At 65.4% G+C, this 19,376-nt stretch carries 3 protein-coding genes; 2 read left to right on the forward strand and 1 reads right to left on the reverse strand.

What is annotated here, in order from left to right; translation table 11 throughout:
• The first annotated feature begins 157 nt into the window (after positions 1-157).
• Positions 158-12,355 carry a non-ribosomal peptide synthetase gene (locus tag RUU78_RS18260; RefSeq protein ID WP_313918910.1) on the forward strand — a complete coding sequence of 4,066 codons (12,198 nt, stop codon included), beginning with the start codon at positions 158-160 and terminating at the stop codon, positions 12,353-12,355.
• Positions 12,352-17,028, forward strand: a complete 4,677-nt coding sequence (locus RUU78_RS18265; RefSeq protein WP_313918911.1) for an SDR family NAD(P)-dependent oxidoreductase — start codon at positions 12,352-12,354, stop codon at positions 17,026-17,028. Before RUU78_RS18260 ends, RUU78_RS18265 begins: the two co-directional genes overlap by 4 nt.
• A 533-nt stretch (positions 17,029-17,561) precedes the next feature.
• On the opposite strand, the gene RUU78_RS18270 is transcribed toward RUU78_RS18265, so the two are convergent.
• Complete coding sequence (locus RUU78_RS18270; protein ID WP_313918913.1) at positions 17,562-19,163, reverse strand: hypothetical protein; 1,602 nt, start codon at positions 19,161-19,163, stop codon at positions 17,562-17,564.
• Positions 19,164-19,376 lie beyond the last annotated feature (213 nt).

Genomic DNA, 19,376 nt, shown 5'->3' on the forward strand with positions numbered 1-19,376 from the left:
AAGCCGCCACTTTGTAGAAACTCGCTTCGAGGGAATGGTGTAAGGGTTTGGCTTGTGTCGGTTGATGAGGACGCGGGCACTGGTACTATACTCACTTGATTTCTGATCGCAGTTTGGCTGTCAAACCGTGATCCGGACGAACAAGTGATTGGATGCCGTGACGACTGAGACCAAGCAGAAGATCCAGGCGTTGCTGCGTCAACGCGCTGTTGCCAATGAAGCCGGCGTGCCGCTCGTACGCGACCCTGTCAGCCGCTGTCCGGCGTCGGAAGGTCAGCGTGCCCTGTGGTTCGCGCAGACTGTTGCGCGCTCTCCGGCCTACAATATCGCGGCGGGATTCCGTATCCAGGGCGACTTTTCGTTGCCCGCCTTTCGTGCGGCTTTGTCGCTGCTCACGGATCGCCACGAGGTGTTGCGCACCCAGTTGATCCACTTCGATGGCGAGCTGGTGCAGCAGATACTTCCCGCGGCCGACCTGCCGCTCGCGATTGTCGACCTGACGCATGCCGAGGATGTCGAGCGGGATCTGCGCCATCTCGTAGCCGACGAATGCAATCGCACGTTCGACCTGTCTGTAGCACCTCTGGCGCGGGCGTTGCTGGTGAAGCTCGGCCACGATACCTATGTTGCGCTGGCGATCATGCATCACGCGATCGGCGACGCCTGGTCGCAGAACATCGTCGCAGCGGAGCTCGGCGAGGCCTATGGGCGTGCGGTACGCGGCGATGCAACCTCACTGCCGCTCCTTCCTGTCCAGTATGCGGATTTTTCCCGCTGGCAACGGGCCCTTATCCAGGGAGCCGAGGGCGATCGCCTCAAGGCAGCCTGGCGTAAGACGCTGATCGGTATTCCCGCCCTGCACGGACTGCCGACCGATCGGCCGAGGCAGGCGGGAGTCGCAGCCACCGGCGGTCGTGTCACCCAGCGCATGGACGCCGACATGTTCCTTGCGCTGCAGCGGCTGGCTCGCACCGCCGCTGCGACGCCGTTCCACGCGCTGCTGGCGCTCTACGCCATGGCGCTGTCGCGCTTTGCGGATACCGAAGAGGTGATCGTCGGTTTTGCCAGCGCCAATCGACAGCGACCCGAGCTGCAGGGGTTGATCGGCTATCTGGTTACGGCGTTGCCGGCACGCATTGCGTTCTCTGCGGACGCTTCGCTGCGCGACGTGATTGCACAGGTCCGCGCGGTGGTCCTGGCCGCGATGGCCAATCAGAATCTGCCGCTGGATGTGATCGTCGATCATCTCGGCATTGCCCGGGACCCCCAGGTCCACCCGCTGTTTCAGCTGTTCTTCTCGTACCAGGAAGGCGGCACTCGCGTACTGCAGCTGGAAAACACGCGACTTACGCCGCTGCCCGCCGATCTTCTCCCGCTCCGCGCGCCAAAGTTCGACATCTCGCTCGTCGCGCGTCGTGATGAAGTCGGCGTAGAACTGTGCTGGGACTTCGACGCACGTCTTTTCGATGCGCAAACCATCCAGGCGCTCGCTGACGCGTTCATGGTCCTGGCTGCGGCGGCGCGGGATTGCCCCGATCATCCGGCGGCGGCCATTGCCATCCCACTGCAGGATTCGGCGGCCAGCGATGCGGGATCTGCCGAATCACCTGCATTGCTGCCTGAGCTGTTTGCGGCGCAGTTGGCGGCGAACCCCGAAAGACTTGCCGTGGTGGACAGCACCACGCGCTGGAACTACGCGGAACTCAATACCCAGGCCGAGGCATTGTCGCAGGCTTTGGCGGGGCTGGGAGTCACGGCCGGCTGCCGCGTCGTGGTCGCGCTGCCCAGCACGGCGTCCCTCGTTGCAGCGTTGCTGGCGGTGTTCCGATTAGGGGCTGCGTTCGTGCCCGTCGATCCGGCAATACCTGCATCGCGGCTGCAGCAAATGATTCGTGGCAGCGGCGCGCACTGCTTGGTGACGTCCGGCGCGCACGCGTCAGTTGATGCCCCTGCGGGCTGCATTGTGCTCGATCTTGAAACCGTGGTCCTTGCGGTAGCGTCTCCGGCGCAGGCGTTGGTTGCACCAGCCCGCTGCAGCACCGCCTACATCGTGCATACGTCCGGTTCTACCGGTACGCCAAAGGGCGTGATGATCAGTCACGCCAACCTGGCGCATTTCGTCGAAGCAATGACACGGCGATTCACGTTCGTTGCGGGCTGGACGTTCGGTATCTCCACGCACCCGTCCACGGATATCGGCCTGGGCAACGTGTTTCTGGCGCTCGCTACGGGCGGGACGCTGCACCTGATCGACAGTGAAACCAGTCGCGACGCGGCGAAGTACGCGCGCTATCTGCAGAAAAACCCCATCGACGTGGCGAAATTCACGCCGAGCCACTATCTCTCGTTGTACCAGCGCGACACGTTTGGCACGCCGCAGCCGCGCCAGATACTGATCCTGGCCGGCGAACCGCTGGTGCCGTCGACGATCAGCGCGCTGGCCGACCATCTTGGCAAATGCCGCATCGTCAATTCCTATGGGCCCAGCGAATGCAGCGTTTCGGCCTGTGTTCACGAGCTTGACGCCGTTCCTGCCGGGGCACGCGTGCCGATCGGCAGGCCCTTGCCCGGCGTCGCCCTGCGCGTGATGGGCCGTGGCGGTGCCGAACAGTCCACGGGCGCCGTCGGTGAGCTGGTCATCCGCGGTCCGACCGTCGGGCAAGGGTATTGCGGAGATGTCGGCGACGGTGGCTACGTCGGCGGCAGCGAACGCAATTACCGCACCGGCGATCGGGTACGACGGCGTGCCGATGGCGCCTACGAGTTTCTCGGCCGTGCCGATGACCAGGTCAAGATACGTGGCTATCGTGTCGAGTTGGGTGAGGTCGAAGCGGCGCTGCGTTGCACTCCTTCGGTGAGCCATGCCGCCGTTCGCGCACTGTCCGGCGAGCCGGGAAACACGTTGCTGTGCGCCTATGTCGTCATGCCCGCCGAGCGCTTCGACGAAGCCTCCATCCTGGGTGCGCTTCGGCAGCAATTGCCCGAGCACATGGTTCCGTTTCGTGCACTGCGGGTCGATTCGATAGCATTGAAGCCCAACGGCAAGATTGATCGCGATGCGTTGCCGTGGCCGGACAGCAGTGCTGGCCTCAGCTATGATCCGCCGCGCACGGCGACAGAATCGGCGCTTGCCGCGATCTGGAGCAGTGTGCTCGGCGTCGATCCGATTGGCCGCGATGCGGATTTCTTCTCCCTCGGCGGCAACTCGCTTCGTACGATCTTCGTCGCGACAGCGGCGGCGCGCCAGGGTGTGATCGTGAGTCCTGCGCAAATGCTGCAGACGCCACGACTGGCAGATCTGGCTGCGATCATCGATACCGGCACGCAGACCCATGAAGAGTCGCATGCCAATCCAGCTCCCTTTGCGCTGGCGACAGTTGCCGCCCCGGACGGTTGGCCCGCCGGTGTGGAGGATGTCTATCCGCTGACGGCGATGCAGGAGGCGATGATCACCAGCACATTGCTGGACGCGGCCGCGCCGCGCTACCTGATCGTTCGTTCCCGACGCATACATGGGGATTTTGACGAGGTTCGCTTGCGCGAGGACGTGGCCCGTGTCGTCGCGGCGCATCCGGTGCTGCGCACCAGCCTGCATTGGGACGGACACTGGGCGAAACATCAACTCGTGCATTCACAGGTCGACATTTCCATCGAATGCCTGGATTTGCGCGCGTCGACACCAGCAGAACGATCGCGCCAGCGCGACGCGCTCATGTCTGCGCGGCGAAACGTATCATTGCCGTTGGACCGAGCGCCGTTGTTTCGCATCGACGTCGTGCGTTGTGAAGACGCCCTGACGGAAATCATCTGGACCGCCCATCACGCCATTCTGGACGGCTGGAGCGTCGCCGCCCTGTTCGCTCAAGCGGGACCGCGCGCGGCTGCAGGCAGCGTTGCCGTGCCGTCGGCACCGACGCCGAACATGGCCGCATTGGTGGCGTCGGAACGTGCCGCGCTTGAGAATGTCGCGACGCGCGCCTACTGGTCGACGTTTGCTGCTGATTTCGTCGCGTGCCAGCTGCCGACGTTGCCTGGCAGCGGCGTCCGTGCTGGCGAAACAACGCCGCAGCTACCGATGATGCGTGTGGACCTCGAAGCCGATCTGGTCGAGGCCTTGCGCGCAGTGGCAAGCACGCGACGCGTGGCGGTGAAGGCCGTCATGTTTGCCGCCTACGCGGTCGCAGTAGCCAGACTTTGCGGTCGATCAATCCTCTATACAGGTTACTGCACGCATCGACGCGACATGCACGCGGTCTCGGCCCAGGCGTTGGGGTTGTACGTCACCACGTTGCCGGTGCGGATAGACACGGACGCGGCTAGCTGGGGAGGGCTGATCGATGCGGCGCATGCGGTCGAGGTCGCATTGTGGCCGCACCGGCACACACCACTGATTGAGGTCCAGCGCCTCGTTGGCGGTGCGGCGCTGTTTGAACATTATTTCAATTTCAACGACTTCACCGACGTGGTCGGCGTTGCCGATGACGTGATGCCGAGCAGCGAATCCGCACTGTACAACCTCAACGAATTCGCGCTGACGGTCAACGTACTGATGGATCGCCGTGGCAAGGGGGCGACCCTGCATCTCGCCTTCGATCCGTCGCGTTTCGAACATGAGCAGGCCGAATCGTTCAGTGAGCTGATGCAAAACGCACTGCGCGGCATGCTCGGCGTCGACGCGCCGATCGATCTGGTTCGCGACGCGCTGCGTACCCGCATCGTGGACGAATGGAATGCCACCGCGCGTTCCTGGGATCTCGATCGCTGCATGCACGAGATGTTCCTGCACCAGGTGAAGCTATCGCCGGCAGCGCCCGCGGTCATCGACGATGCGGGGATGCTGACTTACGGCGAACTCCTGGCGCAGTCGTGCGTGCTCGCGCACGCGCTTGTTGCAGCCGGTGTAGGGCCCGAAGTTCTCGTCGCCGTGGCGCTGCCGCGTGGTCGCGGCCAGGTCGTCGCCACGCTGGGCGTTCTGCTGGCGGGCGGCGCGTACGTGCCGATCGAGCCGTCATGGCCGCAGGCACGGCGCGATGCGGTCATTGCCGAAGCGCAAATCCGCTACGCGATCGCCGATCGTGCGCTGATGGCGGACGTTGCACACGTTTTCGACGGGCCGCCGTCCGCAGCAACGTCGCAGATACACGTACCGCCACGCCGCCAGCAACCGGATCAGCTGGCCTATGTGATCTACACATCCGGCTCGACCGGACGCCCGAAAGGCGTGGAGATGACCCATGCGGCGGTCGTCAACACCTTGATGGACATCAACACCCGGATCGGCCTGTCCCCGCGCGATCGCATACTTTCCGTGTCGTCGCTGACGTTCGATCTGTCCGTCTATGACGTATTCGGCGCGCTGGCGGCCGGCGCCTGTGTCGTCATGCTGTCCGATCGGCAATCGAACGATCCAACGCACTGGCTGGACTGCGTGCGCGCGCATTCGGTCACGGTGTGGAACGGCGTGCCTATGGCGGCGCAGATCCTGCTTGACGCCGCCGGCAGCGCAGTGAGCGAACCGTCGTCGCTGCGACATTTCCTGCTGTCGGGGGACCGTATTCCGCCGGCGTTGCCTGCGCGGCTGAAAGCGCAGTTCGGCGCCGAAGTCACCAGTCTGGGCGGCGCGACCGAGGCGGCGATCTGGTCGGTGATACATCCGATCAGCGTGGACACCACCGGCTGGCGCAGCGTGCCCTACGGCCGCCCGATGGCCAATCAGACGATGTACGTGCTCGATGCGTCGGATCGGTTGGCGGCGCCCGGCGTCACCGGGCAGCTGCATATTGGCGGCATTGGCCTTTCGCGCGGTTATCGGGGTGATCCCGAGCGGACTGAAAAGCAGTTCTTTCTCCATGCATTGCTGAATGAACGCCTTTACCGAACCGGCGATGCGGCGCGATTCCTGCCCGACGGCACGATAGAGATACTCGGGCGCATCGACAACCAGGTGAAGATTCGCGGTTATCGCGTGGAACTCGGTGATATCGAAGCCGCGATCGCCGCACACGGCGGTATTTCCGACGTCGTCGTCGTACTGCGCGCAACGCCGGGCGGCGCTGAACCCCGTCTCGTCGCCTATTTCGTCAATGATGCGCACGCGCCGCACCTATCGCCTGCCGCATTGCGCCGCCACGTCAGTGCGTTGGTGCCCGGCTACATGGTTCCGCACGCCTATGTGCGCCTGGAGCGCATGCCTACGGGTTCCAACAGCAAACTGGATCGGTCGCGGCTTCCTGAACCTGGCGACGGCGATTTCGCGCGGACGAGCTATGTGGAACCGGGTTCCGAAGCCGAACATGCCATCGTGCGTGCCTGGGAAGTCGCACTGCGTCGCAGCGGTATAGGCGTCAACGACAATTTCTTTGAACTCGGCGGCGATTCGATCCTTGCGCTGCGTGTGATCGCGCTGAGTGCCCAGGCGGGATATCCGATATCGCTGCGGGATTTCTATCGCGATCCGACGATCGCCGCGATGGCGCAACACGGCGGCAATGCGATGGTGCTGCAGCGCGCGGAGGGCAGCCAGCCCTGGCTACCGGCACAGGCATGGTGGTTCGAACAGGCGGTACATAACCGCGACCATTTCAACCAGTCGCTGTTGCTGGAGGTTCCGGCGCAATTCCAGGGCTCCACGTGGCAGGACGCTGTCGTGGCCGTGCTTTCCGCGCACGACGTATTCCGCCTGCGCTTTGATCCACGCGATGCAACCCGAACGGCGTCCTATGCCGATTCGCCCGTCGACGCGGCAGACCGCGTGCTGTTGGCACGGGTCAGCGACGAGAGCGGCCGGGACGAGGTTCTGGCGGATCTCGCCGAAAGCCTGCAGCGATCATTGGATATCCGCCGCGGCGTGACGTTCCGATCAGCCTACCTCGACTGCGGCGCTGCGCCGGGCCGCGTGCTGCTGGTCGCGCATCATCTGGTGATCGACGCGGTGTCGTGGGATGGCCTGCTGCGCGATCTCGAGGCGGCCTACAGGGCCGTTCAATCGGGCCTGGGAACTCAGGTCGGTGGATCGCCGGGCATCGTCAATGCGAGGGCGCGGCAGCTGCAGGCCGCGGCGGAGCAGGGTAGCTATCTGCCGGAACTGGGTTACTGGCGTGAACAGCTGTCCGCGGTGCAGCCGGTAGCGGACTTCCAGGCCTGCCCGCGCCGCGAGTCGAAGCATCACACGGCCACCTGCGCACGCTGGTCGCGTGTGGCTGATGCAGCATTCCTCGTCGCCGGCCTGAGCCGTCATGAAATTCTGCTGGCGGCGGTCTACATCGCGCTGCGCGCGCAGACCGGCTGCAGTGACGTCACGATTCGCATGGAAACGCATGGACGCGATGACGACACACTGGATCTGGCATCGGCGCCGGGTTGGCTCACTGCGCTGTTTCCATTGCGGCTGGCGGCAGGTGGCGACAATCCGATCGGGGTCGCGGAGAGCATCGCCGCGCAGTGGCGCGCCGTTCCCAACGGCGGCGTCGGCTACGGTGTGTTGCGCTACCTGGCACAGTGCCCCGAATTGCGTGAATTCGCGGAGCCGCGCGTCGGGTTGAATTATTTCGGCGAGTTCGGCCGGCAGGAAGCGGTTCCTGGCCTGTTGCGTGTCTGCGCCGGGTCCAGCGGGGTCAAGGTCGATCCGGACTCTCCGCGGGACTGCGACCTGTTGATCAGTGCCGCAGGCGGACGCGACGGACTGCAGCTGGGGCTCGACTACGCGAGCACCTGCATGGACCAACGCGCGGCTGCCGCACTGCTCGACGCCGTCACCGATGCGTTGGAGTCGTTGCTGGCGTCGATCGAATATCGGGCCGGCGCCGGCGGCGTAGCCCAGTGGCCGGCGACGCCGACGCAGCGCGGCATGGTCCTGCACAGCCAGCTCGAATCTCATCGCGGCGTCTACATCAACCAGTTGTCGGTGCGGCTGGCGGGCGACATCGATCTGGGCGCGCTGCGCACCGCCTGGCTGCAAACCCTGCAGCGGCACGATGCGCTGCGCGCGGCGTTTTCCGCGCTAGACAGCGGCGTTCCGCGCTGCATGGCGCAGAACGCGGTCGACCTGCCATGGGACTGCGTCGACCTTCGTGCCCATCCGCCGGCCGATCTGACGCAATGCCTGGCAGCGCTGCGGACTTCGCAGCGTTCCACCGGGTTCGATCTGACCGCGCCGCCGCTGATGCGAATCGTGATCGCGCAGTTGCCGGCGCAGGCGATAGAACTGATATGGACTTATCACCACGTCCTGCTGGATGGCTGGAGCCTGCCGATCGTGCTCGGCGATGTGCTGCAGTGCTACGCCGGATCGCAGCTCGTAGCGGCGCCCGCGCCGCAGTTTGCGGACTATGCGCACTGGCTCGCCTCGCGTGAGCATGAACTGTCGCACGCCTACTGGCGTTCGCTGCTGCAGGGACTCGACGAGCCGACGCGGCTGCCGCTGCCTGCTCCGGTCGTACCGGCGGACGCAGTTTCCACGGCTACCGTCGTGCTGGACGAAACCATGACGGCGGTACTGAAAGCCGCGGCCAGCACGTCGCAGACCACGGTCAATGCGATCGTGCAGGCGGCCTGGGCCTACCTGCTGCATCGCTATACCGGCAACGACGAGGTGGTGTTCGGCGCGACGCATGCGGGACGGCCGCCGGAATTGCCGGGCAGCGATCGCATGGTCGGCCTGTTCATAAACACGATCCCGGTGCGCGCCCGCGTGAGGCACGATGCGCCGGTGTCCCAGCTGGTGACGGACCTGTTCGCGCAGCAGGCGCGAAGCGTGGAGCACGCCTACGTGCCCCTGGCGCAGATCCAGGCGGAAAGCCCGTTCGGCACCGGCGTGCCGTTGTTCGATTCGGTCGTGGTGTTCGAGAACTACCGCGTCGACGGCGTCAGTGCCCCGTCGGACGCAGGCTGGACCGTGGAAGAGGTGATCAGCGACGAAGGGACGCACTATCCCCTCACGGCGCTGGCCATTCCCGGGCCGCGCCTGCGCCTGCGCGTGCGTGGACGCGACGACCGTTTCCTTCGCAGCGACGTCGAACGCATCGCGGCGCACTGGCGCCAGATCGTCGAAAACATCGCGTCATCAATGCAGTCACGTCAGTCGGAGATCGGTCTGTTGACCGTTGAGGAACAGGCGGTGCTGCAGCGGCGGCTGGCGTTCTCGCCGGTCGCGCTTGACCTGTCGAACCTTGCCGACGCGTTTGCCGCGACGGTCGCCCGGCATGCGGATCGCCCGGCCGTCCGCTGCGCCGATGCGGTCTACTCCTATGCGCAGATCGATGCCAGGGTGGACGCGTTGGCCCGCCGCCTGCGCGCGCTCGGCGTCGCCGGACAGCCGGTCGGCATTTGTCTCGATCGCGATGTTTCGCTTGCCGTCGCGCTGCTCGCCACTTTGAGAGCCGGTGCCACATACGTACCGCTGGATCCGGCGACACCGCTGGAGCGGCGCCGGTTCATCGTTGCCGATGCGGCCTGCCAGTGCGTGATCACCGAGGCGGCCTATGCGCAAGGACTGGAGGAACCGTGCTCGCTGGTGCTGATGGATGATTCCGGACCGCCGGTGGAAGCGAGCGCACCCGTGCCCGCCGCCGATCGCGCCGAGGCGGCGTACGTGATCTACACGTCCGGAACCACGGGCATTCCCAAGGGCGTCGTGGTGTCGCACCGCTCGGTGCTGCGCCTTTTCGCCGCGACCCGTGACGCTTTCGGCTTCGATGAAAAGGACGTATGGCCACTGTTCCACTCCTATGCATTTGACGTGTCGGTGTGGGAGATGTGGGGCGCCTGGCTGCACGGCGGTTGTCTGGTGATGGTGCCGGCGACCATGACCCGCGATCCAATGGCGTGCATCGATGTGCTGCAGTCCACCGGAGCAACGGTGCTCAATCAGACGCCTACGGCGTTCGAGGCGCTGATGCGCGCCGAAGCGCAGCGCGGCGATGTCGCGAAGTTCGCCCTGCGGCACATCATCTTCGCCGGTGAAGCGCTGGATTTCGCGGCGCTGTCGACCTGGACCGGGCGACACGGCCTGGCCGCGCCGCAGCTGTGGAACCTCTACGGCATCACCGAGACGACCGTGCATACGACGTTCTATCGTATCGTCGCCGAAGATATTCGGCCGGAGTGCCGCCGGGTCGGTCGTGCGATCGGCGATCTGCAGGTTCGGATCCTCGACGCGCAGGGCCGCGACGTACCGGTCGGCGTACCCGGCGAGATCTGGGTCGCTGGCGAAGGCGTCGCGATCGGATATCACAATCGGCCGGAGCTGACCGCGCAGCGTTTCGTCACCCGGATCTGGGACGACAGGTCACTGCGCTACTACCGCAGCGGCGATCTCGGCCGCTACCGCGATGACGGCGAACTGGAGTGCCTCGGTCGCAACGATCGCCAGGTCAAGCTGCGTGGATTCCGTATCGAACTTGGCGAAATCGAGGCGCAGCTAGGTGCGCTGGACCTGATCGAGAAGGCGGTCGTACTGATGCTCGGCACCGGCGAGGACCGTCGCATCGTCGCCTATGCGATCGCTGCGCCGGGCAATGTGGCCGGCCAGGCGCTAGCGCAGGAGATCCGTCATCGGCTTGCGCAGCGGTTGCCGGACCACATGGTGCCGTCGGCGATCGGTTTCGTCGCGGATTTTCCGCGCAATCACAATGGAAAGCTCGACGTTGCGGCATTGCCGGCAATCGACAGCGAGCCGTCGTCAACGCCTGTTCGCGCCGCCGACGCGTTGGAACGGGATATCCTGGCGATCTGGTCCGATGTGCTCGGACGCGACGTCGCCGATCCCGACGCCGATTTCTTCGCGCTGGGCGGACATTCGCTGAAACTGGGACAGGTGGCGACTCGCTTGCGGCAAACGTTCGGTGCCGAGCTGTCTTTTGCGACGTTGTACAAAAAATGCAGCGCTGCCGGGCAGGCCGCGGCGGTGCGCGCGCTGAGCACGGTCGCTGCGGAGGGCGCGATACCGGCGCTTTCTGAAGCACAGCGCCGCGTGGGCGTGGTACTGACCCCGAATCAGCTGCGTCTGTGGTATCTGTGCCAGGACCCGGAGCAGAACCGCGCCTACGGCACCCATTTCTCGCTGCTGCTGCGAGGTCCGCTGGTTGTGGACGCGTTGCTGCAGGCACTGCGTGCGACGATCGACCGGCACGAATCGCTGCGCAGTGTCTTTCGCCTCGTCGACGGCCAGCCCAGGCAGGTGCTCGTGGACCGCCTGGATGCTCAGGTCGTCCACCGGGCTGCTGGCGACGTGGCATGCGTGAAGCAGGCGTTCGATCTGCACAGCGAGCCTCCGTTTCGTGCCTGTCTGAGTACGCGGGACAGCGAAACCCACGAACTGGATGTCGACATCCACCATGTCGCCAGTGATGCCTGGTCGATAAATCTGCTGATCCAGGAAATTGCCGCGCACTACCGCGCACAGCTGCGGCGCGACGCCGCGAGACTGCCCATCTTGCCGGTACAGATCGCCGATGTAGCGGCCTGGATGGATTCGCCGGCACAGCGCGCCGGCAGGAGCCGTGATCTTAGCTATTGGCGCGAAATACTGCACGGCCATCGTGGCGTGCTGTCGCTCAGGACCGATGGCGAACCGGCGTTGCCGGCAGCCAATACGGCAGGCGTCGTCGCTGTGCACTGGCCGGTGGAATTGACCGCAGCGATCGCACAGGTCTGCCGTGCTCGCGCGATTACTCCGTTCGTGGTCGTGCTTGCAGCATATGCGTTGGTCCTGCAGCGGTTCAGCGGTGATGCCGATGTCATCATCGGCTCAGCCGTGGCCCAGCGACCGCACCCGGACATAGAGCCGCTGATCGGTTTTTTTGCGCAGACCCTACCTGTCCGAGTATGCCTGGATGCGACGGAGCACAGCGGTGCGCTGCTGGAGCGCCTGCGCGAAACCATGCTCGCCGCGCTCGACCATTCCCGGACGCCGCTAGCCGACATCATCGAATCGCTGGATATCGAGCGCCAACCCGGACGTGCCCCGCTGTTCCAGACAATGCTGACCTTGCAGAACATGTCGGCGCAGCGCATCGAGTTGCCGGGCATCGCCGTCGAAAAGCGCGAGGGACCCCGCTCTGCGCCCAAATTCGACCTGACCGTCTCGCTACGCGAGACAGATGACGGGTATCGCGGGGAAATTGAATTTGATCGGCGTCGCCTGGCCGTGGCCTCGGTGCAGCATCTCGCCGACAGCCTTGCTTGCGTGGTCGGTCAATTGTGTGACGCGAGCGACCTGTGCGTCGGCGAGATCGCGTTGGCCCAGATAGTCCCGCAGCCTGTTGCCAGCAGCAACGACCTGGCTGCGGATCTGGACTTTCTCACCTTGGAGGAGCTGCAGAAATTGCTCGATGGTCAGGAGGAAGCGTCAGCATGACAACCCATGAGACGTCCGCCAGGGCCGACCTGATCGAGCGTGCGCGGCTGCAGAATGCCGTCCTGTCGGCCACGGCCGATGGCACGAACGATGTGGAGCGGCTCGTCGCTGCCTTGGCGCAGGCTGTGCCGGCCTTGATTGCCTGGTCGGGACGTGACGGGACGCTGCGCTATGCGGATCTGCCGGCAGCGTCGCAGACCGCTTGCGGGTTCGCGCCGTTGCACCTCACACGGCAGCGCCTGGAACGCACGTTGCCGCGCGCGCGCGCCTTGCTGGCATTGATCGGGGTCCGGCCCGGACGGCGTATCGGTGTTGCTCCAGCGGCGTCATCCCTTAGCGATGTGGCGGTGGCGCTGAGCCTGTTGAGCGCCGGCTGCTTCGTGGAGGATGCCGCACAGGCCGACGTGCAGTTGTGCATGGCGCTGGACGCGGTTGCTTCACAAAACCAGATTGTGCTGATGTTCGGCGCGAGTGGCCGGCATGCACCGGCTGACGGCGACACGCGAACGCTCTGGTTCATCGAAGAATGTGACGCTGACGCCATCGATCTGTTTGCCGTCCAGCAGCGGGGCAATGACCCCGCCGTTACTGCCTACCGCGAACTGCAGCCCTGCACCGTCGTGGACAGCGTGGGCAATGCCGTGACGGCGGGTACTGCCGGTTGGATCGCCACGGGTGCCGGCTCCTTGCCGATCCGGGCGCGTCGCCTGCCGGACGGCCGCATCACCATCGCGGCACGCCACGGCGGTATCGCCTGCATCGACGGCGTACGGGTCGATCTGACGGCGCTGCAGCGGAGTCTGGCGTTGGCCGCGTTCGTCCATGAGCTGCAGGTCGTCGCACGGCCCGACGAGGAAGGCAATTCCCGCGTGTGCGTCTTCTACGCTGTGGGCGAAGGTGTCGACATGGCGGCTGCGCTGTCGGCCATGATGCAGTGTGGTGAAGCGATCGGGTTGAAGTTGTCCCTGGTTCCTTTGCCGCGGCTGCCGCGCGACGCTGCTGGCGATCTCGATCTCGATCGGCTGATGTCCTGTCCGGTACTTGATGATGATGAGCTGGCGCAGGCCGGCAGCTTGCTCCGGCATCGCGCCGGGGTCGATACCGTTACGCTCAGTGTTCGTCCCGCTCCGGCGTCGAGCCGGCCCGTGATGTTGGCGCCGCCACCTTCCGTGGCACCATCGGGGGTCGGGCCGCCGGACCTTGATGCAGCGCCGTCCCTGGTCGATGGTGGCGAGCTGGTCGTCCCGGATAGCGTGCCGCTGGATTTGCGGGCATTGCTTCAGCGCGCCGCACGGCAAGCTCCGGAACGCGGGCTGCTATGCATCGGCACGATCGGGAACATCGAACTCAGTTACGCCGCACTGCATGCCCACGCCTGCCGTGATGCGGCATGGCTGCGCGAAGCAGGGGTGTTGGCCGGTGATCGCGTCATCGTGCACAGGCGCGAGCCGCTCGACATCATCCAGGCCTTCTGGGCGTGCGTCTACGCGCGCGCGGTTCCGTGCATGGGAGCCGCCCAGCAGGATCTCGCCGACGCGGCCGAACACGCGCGCGTTGCCGGACTGGTGCAGCGACTCGACGCGCGAGCGGTGCTGACGATTGCGTCGCCGCGTAATCCGATTCGGATCGACGCCGCGGTGGTGGTCGACCTGATGCACGACGCCCATGCCACGCCCACCAGCCTGTCGGATATCGAAGGCCCAGTGGACGCGGATGCGATCGCGCTGGTCATGCTCACGTCGGGCAGCACGCGCCTACCTAAGCTGGTGCCGCAAACCCATCGTGCGCTGATTAGCCACGGCCACGCATCAGGTAGCGGGCTTGGTTTGTCGCCGTCGGACGTCAGCCTCAACTGGATGCCGCTGGATCATGTTGGCGCGCTGGTCATGTTCCATCTGCGCGACATGCAGCTGACATGCCGGCAAGTGCACGTTGCGAAAGAGTACATTCTTTCCGAACCGCTGCGCTGGCTGGATCTGGTCCAGCAACACCGCGTCAGTGTGAGCTGGGCACCGAACTTCGCCTTTGCCCTGCTCAACGCCCGTCTTGCGTCCTGCGCAGACCGGCACTGGGATCTGTCTTCGCTGCGGTTCGTCATCAACGCCGGCGAAGCAGTCATGCCAGAGGTGGCCGAACGGCTGCTGGCGCTTTGCGCACCGTTCGGCATGGCAGCCGATGCGATCAAGCCGGCCTGGGGCATGTCAGAGACCTGTTCATTGACCGTCATCGATCGCAATGTGCGTGCCGGTGGTTTCCGTGGTTCGGCGACGGCGCCGGTCGGCGCTCTGATTCCTGGCTTGCGCGCGCGCATCGTGGATGGGGATGACATTCCGGTTCCTTTCGGCCGCGCTGGCGCACTGCAAGTTCGCGGAATCTACGTATTGCGAGGCTACCTCGGTGAGGCGACGAACGAATCCTTCACCGCCGACGGCTGGTTCCGCACCGGCGACCTTGCGCGCTGGGACTCGCGCGGGTTGAGCATCGTCGGCCGCGACAAGGACGTTGTGATCGTCAACGGGCGCAACATTTCCTGCCAGGCCGTCGAGCACGCCGTAGGCGAGGTGGACGGTATCGAATCAGCGCAGACTACAGTCACGACTTACCGCCCGCCGGGCGCCGTTTCAGACCAGGTGGCGGTGTTCGTCGTACCGACCGGCGCAATGGCAACCGATACCGCATTCCGCTGCGTGCGCGAGCGCGTGCGCGATGCGCTGCAGATCGATGTGCTGGTGGTGCCGGTCCGCGCACAGGACATTCCGCGAACGCAGATCGGCAAGGCGCAGCGCGGACTGCTGCAGAAGCGGCTGGCGGACGGCCAGTTCGCCGCTGAAATAGCCTATGCGAACAGCGGGCAAAGTGGAATTCGCGCGCTGCCCGCCTGGTTCTTTGCTCCGCACTGGGTGGTGCAGACCGGTCGGCCGGCCTTGCCGGTAGCGCCTCGGCACTGGCGTGTATACGCGGGCAGTGCTGCGCTGGCCGAACGTGCCTGCCTGTGGCTCGCCGCCCGTGGAGACGTAGGCTGGACCGCCCGTGGCGCGGGATCGTCCGACGCAGTGGAATCATCGGACGTCATGGACGCATCCCAAGCAGGTGCGCTGGTCATCCTGCCCGAGGCGACGGATGCAGGGATTGCCGCGGACCACCACGTGCTTTCCGTGCTGCGCCAGCTCGGTCCGGATTCGAACGCCGCATTGCTGGTCACCAGCCACGGTTTGTGGCGCGCCGCAGACGCTGGGGTCGAGAGCGCTTCAATCTGCGGTGCACTCGCCGGTATGCTGCGTTCGGTACGTCAGGAACGGCCGCAGGCTTCGACCTGCTGGGTCGACGCGGAGCCTGACACTGGGCTGGAGCGCCAGCTGACGATGGTCTTCGACGAATGGTCCAGCCGTGCGGACGAACCGGTTGTGCGCTTTCGCGCCGGACGTCGCGAGGTACAGCGGCTTGCGGCCGAAACCTTTGCCACGACCGATGCCGCATCGCCGTTGCGCGACGGCGGACGGTATGTGGTCACCGGTGCAGCCGGTGCACTGGGCCGATTGGTCTGCCAATGGCTGCAGTCGGAGTGGAATGCCTGTGTCGTCGGCGTGGGCCGTTCCATTCCGGCTGCGTGGCCGGCCAGCGATCAGTGCCAGTTCGTCGTAGCCGATGTCGCTGACGCCGCAGGATTTCGCACCGCGCTGGCCGCGGTAGCGACAGATCGCACTCCTATCGACGGCGTCTTCCATCTTGCCGGCGAATTCGAGAGCGCGGCCCTCGCGGAGGTCGATGACCGGAGCTACCAGCAGCTGACACGGGCCAAGCGCGAGGGCACCGTGCAGTTGGCGCAGTGGCTGCGCAGTCATGGTCGCGAGGATCGGCGCAGTGCGCTGATCCTGTTCGGATCGGTCAACAGCCATTTCGGAGCTACCGGCGCCGCGGCTTACGCGGCAGCCTGCGCTGCTCAATCCTGCATCGCTGACTGCCTGGCCGGCGACCCGCGGCTGGATGTGCGCTATCTGGGCTGGTCGCAATGGAAGGATCTTGGTCTCAGCCGTCGCAACGCGCTATCGGCACTGAGTGCTCACCGTGGCTTCCTGGCGATGGATGCCGAAGTCGCGTTGCACGCCCTGCATCGGGCGTTGTCGAGTAGCCGTGCGTCGCTGCTGATCGGGCTGGATGGCGCGCATCTGCGCGTTCTTCGAAATCTGGTCGGGCCGTTGCACGACCCGCAGGTCAGTGCGGAAGTGACCACTGCGCAACCTCAGGACGCCATGCCGCCGGTTCTTCGAAGCGACCGGTTCGGAAATCGCTACGCCGTCGCCGTCGAGTTCGTCCAGGCGATCGCAACTGACGTGAACGGCCCGCAGCAGGCGGTCTATCAGCAGATGCTGCAGGAGATCTGGCAGGACGTCATCGGCATGCCGCTGCAGGACCTTAATCGTAACTTTTTCGAGTCGGGTGGAAGCTCGCTTCGCCTTATGCAGGTCAAATCGCGACTGGAAGAGCGCTGCGGCCGCGTGCTGGAAGTCGTCGATCTTTTCCGCTTTCCCACGGTACGTGCGCTGGCCGCTCATCTTGCCGCGCTGGATGCTCCGCCGCGGACAGTGGCTGGCGCTGTCGTTCCGGATGCAGCCCGTGATCGCGCAGCGCAACGCCGGCAGTCGCGCGTGCAGGGCAGGGGAGGACGCGCATGAGTGCTGATCGCATCGCAATTGTCGGCATGGCCGTGCGCTGCAGCGGAGCTGCGGACATCGACCAGTTCTGGCAACTGATCCTCGACGGGCGCCAGTCGGCGCGTCTGGAAAAGCCGCGCAGTCCGTACGTTCCGGCTGCGCTGGCTGCACGCGAGGACTTCGTTCCGCTGGTCAATCCGGTCGCGGATTTCGACTGCTTCGATGCGGATTTTTTCGGGTTCAGCGAACGCGAAGCCGAAGTGATGGACCCACAGCGGCGGATGTTGTTCGAAACAGTGTGGTCCGCCTTCGACGATGCCGGCCTGTTGCCAGGGGCGGCGCGCACGGGAACCTATCTTGCGGTCAATCAGAGCGAGTACTTCCTGCTCAATCTGGCCTCGCGGCCCGAACTTTTCGACGTGCTCGGCGGCATGCTGCTGGGCACATTGAACGGGCAGGACTTCCCCGCAACGCATCTGGCCTACAAGTTCGACCTGCGCGGCCCGGCGCTGAATATCAACACGGCCTGCTCTGGATCGCTGGTGGCTGTTCATTCAGCCGTCAACGCGCTGCTCGCCCGCGAATGCGACCTTGCCGTCGCCGGCGGCGCGTCCCTGGTACTGGCGCAGCGATTTGGCTATGTGCACAAAGCGGGGGGCATCAACTCCCGCAGTGGACGCTGCCGGCCCTTCGACGCCGACGCTGACGGGACGATTCCCGGCAGCGGCGCCGCGGCGGTGATCCTCAAGCGACTGGACGACGCGCTGCGTGACAGCGACGCAATTCACGCGGTGATTCGCGGCACGGCCGTCAACAACGATGGCGCGGCGAAGGTCGGATTCACCGCACCGAGTCGCAATGGTCAGGTCGATGTCATCAGCGAAGCGCTGGCTGTCGCCGGCGTGGAGCCCGAACAGATCGGTTTTCTGGAAACACACGGTACGGGTACGGCATTGGGCGACGCGCTGGAACTGGATGCGTTGCAAGCCGTGTTCGGCATGCGGCGTGCCGATCGCCCGCTGTCGCTCGGCGCGCTCAAGGCCAGCACGGGCCATCTCAACGCCGCTGCGGGCGTTACCGCCCTGATCAAGTCGGTGCTGGTGCTCTCGCATCGGTGCTTGCCACCATTGGCCAATTTCGCACGCTCTCCCGCGCAGACTGATCTGCTTCACGGCCCGTTGCGCGCGCCGCGGTCGACTCTGCCGTGGCCGTCGGACGGCGGCGTACGGCTGGCCGGCGTAAGCGCGTTCGGCATTGGCGGCACCAACGCCCACGTCGTGCTCGAGGAAGCACCCGCACGTACGCCGTCGGGTCCGAGCGCGCGTCCGTCGGTGCTCCTGATTTCCGCGCGATCGCCAACGTCGCTGGCGGCAGGTGTCGATCGCCTCGCTGCAGTACTGGGCGAGACATCCGACCCGCTGGCCGATATTGCCTATACGCTCGCAGTTGGCCGCAGTGCGCACGCCTTGCGTTGTGCTGCTGTCGGCGCAGCGACAGCGGCCGTCACGCTGCAACTGCAGCGCGCGGTCCAGGAGGCCGCTCCCGTCGACGGAGCGCCTGAAATCGCTTTCGTCATCGCCGGAGAGGGCGAGAACAGCGTCGATGCCTTGCGCGCCCTCTACAGCTGGGAACGCGTGTATCGCGATGCGATCGACGCCTGCCGCGAGGTGCTGGAAAGCATCGATGCGACGCACTACGCCGGCTTCTGGCGCGACGTGTTGCGGACTGCGGAACCGTTGCGTCCGCGATTCGAAGAAACGGATTACCAGCAGTCGCTGCTGTTCGTCTTTGCCTATGCGCAGATACGCCTGTTTGGAGCCTGGGGAATTCGCCCCTCCTGCGTGATGGGGCACAGTCTTGGCGAGATCGTCGCCTCCTGCATTGCCGGGGTGTTCACGCTCGATGACGCCCTGCGCGTGGTGCACGCGCGTGGTGTGGCGATGCAGGCAACGCCGCCCGGTGCGATGCTCGCGGTGTTCTGTCCCGAGGACGCGGCATACGCATTGGCGCAACGCTGCGGTGCGAGCGTCGCTGCCTGCAACGGTGCTTCGCACCAGGTACTGGCTGGTGCGCCGGCAAACATCGCGAACGCGGAGCGGCTCGCCCTGGACGAAGGTTGGCAGGCGCGCCGGCTGCGCGTCAGCCGTGCATTCCATTCGCCGCTGATCGAGCCGGCGTTGGAACCTCTGCGTATGGCATTGGCTTCAGTGCACTTCGGCGCGCTGAAGCTGCCACTGATCGGCAATGTCGATCGCGCCTGGAAGTCCGGGCGCGATCTTGCCGTCGCCGATTACTGGCTGGCACATGCGCGACAGCCGGTACTGTTCGCAGGCTCACTGGAGACACTGTCTGCGCGCGGCGTCCGAACC

Origin of the sequence: Tahibacter sp. (genome assembly GCF_032229445.1) — a bacterium.
Classification (GTDB): Bacteria; Pseudomonadota; Gammaproteobacteria; order Xanthomonadales; family Rhodanobacteraceae; genus Tahibacter.